This window comes from Aquimarina sediminis, from assembly GCF_002895435.1.
GTDB classification, from domain to species: domain Bacteria; phylum Bacteroidota; class Bacteroidia; order Flavobacteriales; family Flavobacteriaceae; genus Aquimarina; species Aquimarina sediminis.
Map to the genome: position 1 here is coordinate 1 of NZ_POYJ01000031.1, position 2,454 is coordinate 2,454.

General features: G+C 58.5%; 1 protein-coding gene. It reads right to left on the minus strand.

Annotated elements, in window-relative coordinates; all coding sequences use genetic code 11:
* Positions 1-2,454: collagen-like protein (locus tag C1X07_RS24670; RefSeq protein WP_103072714.1), on the minus strand; the 2,454-nt coding region annotated here is incomplete at both ends.

The window sequence follows — 2,454 nt, forward strand, 5'->3', positions numbered from 1 at the left end:
CACCATCAGCACCGTCTGTTCCGTTAGTTCCTGCTGCTCCGGTTGCACCTGTAGCACCCGTTGCTCCAGTCGCACCATCTGTTCCGTTAGTTCCTGCTGCTCCGGTTGCACCTGTAGCACCCGTTGCACCATCTGTTCCGTTAGTTCCTGCTGCTCCGGTTGCACCTGTAGCACCCGTTGCTCCAGTCGCACCATCTGTTCCATTAGTTCCTGCCGCTCCGGTTGCACCTGTTGCTCCAGTCGCACCATCTGTTCCGTTGGTTCCTGCTGCACCTGTAGCACCTGTTGCTCCAGTCGCACCATCAGCACCGTCTGTTCCGTTAGTTCCTGCTGCTCCGGTTGCACCTGTAGCACCTGTAGCACCCGTTGCACCATCTGTTCCGTTGGTTCCTGTTGCACCTGTAGCACCTGTAGCACCTGTTGCTCCAGTCGCACCATCAGCACCATCTGTTCCATTAGTTCCTGCTGCTCCGGTTGCACCTGTAGCACCCGTTGCTCCGGTCGCACCATCAGCACCATCTGTTCCTGCTGCTCCGGTTGCACCTGTAGCACCCGTTGCTCCGGTCGCACCATCAGCACCATCTGTTCCTGCTGCTCCGGTTGCACCTGTTGCTCCAGTCGCACCATCAGCACCATCTGTTCCGTTAGTTCCTGCTGCTCCGGTTGCACCTGTTGCTCCAGTCGCACCATCAGCACCATTTGTTCCGTTAGTTCCTGCTGCTCCGGTTGCACCTGTTGCTCCAGTCGCACCATCTGTTCCGTTAGTTCCTGCTGCTCCGGTTGCACCTGTAGCACCCGTTGCTCCAGTCGCACCATCTGTTCCATTAGTTCCTGCCGCTCCAGTTGCACCTGTAGCACCCGTTGCTCCAGTCGCACCGTCTGTTCCGTTAGTTCCTGCTGCTCCGGTTGCACCTGTTGCCCCAGTCGTACCATCAGCACCATCTGTTCCGTTAGTTCCTGCTGCTCCGGTTGCACCTGTAGCACCATCTGTTCCGTTAGTTCCTGCCGCTCCAGTTGCACCTGTTGCCCCAGTCGTACCATCAGCACCATCTGTTCCGTTAGTTCCTGCTGCTCCGGTTGCACCTGTAGCACCCGTTGCTCCGGTCGTACCATCTGTTCCGTTAGTTCCTGCTGCTCCGGTTGCACCTGTTGCTCCAGTCGCACCATCAGCACCATCTGTTCCGTTGGTTCCTGCTGCTCCGGTTGCACCCGTTGCTCCGGTCGCACCATCAGCACCATCTGTTCCGTTGGTTCCTGCTGCACCTGTTGCTCCAGTCGCACCATCAGCACCATCTGTTCCGTTGGTTCCTGCTGCTCCGGTTGCACCTGTAGCACCCGTTGCTCCAGTCGCACCATCTGTTCCATTAGTTCCTGCCGCTCCGGTTGCACCTGTTGCTCCAGTCGCACCATCAGCACCATCTGTTCCGTTGGTTCCTGCTGCTCCGGTTGCACCTGTAGCACCCGTTGCTCCTGTCGCACCATCTGTTCCATTAGTTCCTGCCGCTCCGGTTGCACCTGTTGCTCCAGTCGCACCATCAGCACCATCTGTTCCGTTGGTTCCTGCTGCTCCGGTTGCACCTGTTGCTCCAGTCGCACCATCTGTTCCGTTAGTTCCTGCTGCTCCAGTTGCTCCGGTAGGACCTGTAGCACCGTCTGTTCCGTTAGTTCCTGCTGCTCCAGTTGCACCTGTTGCTCCAGTCGCACCGTCTGTTCCGTTAGTTCCTGCTGCTCCGGTTGCACCTGTCGCACCATCAGCACCATCTGTTCCGTTGGTTCCTGCTGCTCCGGTAGGACCTGTAGCACCATCAGCACCGTCTGTTCCTGCTGCTCCGGTTGCACCCGTTGCTCCGGTCGCACCATCAGCACCATCTGTTCCATTAGTTCCTGCCGCTCCGGTTGCACCCGTCGCACCATCTGTTCCTGCTGCTCCGGTTGCACCTGTAGCTCCAGTCACACCATCAGCACCGTCTGTTCCGTTAGTTCCTGCCGCTCCGGTTGCACCTGTAGCACCCGTTGCTCCGGTCGCACCATCAGCACCATCTGTTCCGTTAGTTCCTGCTGCTCCGGTTGCACCCGTTGCTCCAGTCGCACCATCTGTTCCATTAGTTCCTGCCGTTCCGGTTGCACCTGTTGCTCCAGTCGCACCATCTGTTCCGTTAGTTCCTGCTGCTCCGGTTGCACCTGTAGCACCCGTTGCTCCGGTCGCACCATCAGCACCATCTGTTCCATTAGTTCCTGCCGCTCCGGTTGCACCTGTTGCTCCAGTCGCACCATCTGTTCCATTAGTTCCTGCCGCTCCGGTTGCACCTGTTGCACCTGTAGCACCCGTTGCTCCAGTCGCACCATCTGTTCCGTTAGTTCCTGCTGCTCCGGTTGCACCTGTAGCACCCGTTGCTCCGGTCGCACCATCAGCACCATCTGTTCCATTAGTTCCTGCCGCTCCGGTTGCACCTG